General features: G+C 62.9%; 1 protein-coding gene. It reads right to left on the minus strand.

Annotated elements, in window-relative coordinates:
* Window positions 1–26: 26 nt before the first annotated feature.
* A partial coding sequence (locus EN749_RS37385; RefSeq protein WP_245491609.1) for an isocitrate/isopropylmalate family dehydrogenase occupies window positions 27–394 on the minus strand: 368 nt, incomplete at its 5' end.

Below are 394 nucleotides of genomic sequence, written 5' to 3' on the forward strand. Positions count from 1 at the left end.
GCCAACTGCCCAGCCCGTTTTAAGCGTTACGCCGAAAGCGCCTTGAATTCGGCGAGAACCGCGTCACCCATGTCAGACGTGCCGACCTGACGGCAACCGTCGGCCATGATGTCGGCGGTGCGGATGCCCTTGTCCAATACATTGGCGATCGCCGCCTCGAGCTTGGTGGCTTCGTCCACCATGTTGAACGAGTAGCGCAGGCACATGGCGAAGGACGCGATCATGGCGATCGGGTTGGCAATGCTCTTGCCAGCGATGTCAGGGGCAGAACCGTGCACCGGCTCATACATGGCCTTGCGCTTGCCGGTCTTGGCATCAGGTGCGCCGAGCGAGGCCGATGGCAGCATGCCGAGCGAGCCAGTCAGCATGGCGGCCACGTCGGACAGCATGTCGC

It is taken from the genome of Mesorhizobium sp. M7A.F.Ca.ET.027.02.1.1 (assembly GCF_004022985.1).
Lineage (GTDB): Bacteria > Pseudomonadota > Alphaproteobacteria > Rhizobiales > Rhizobiaceae > Mesorhizobium.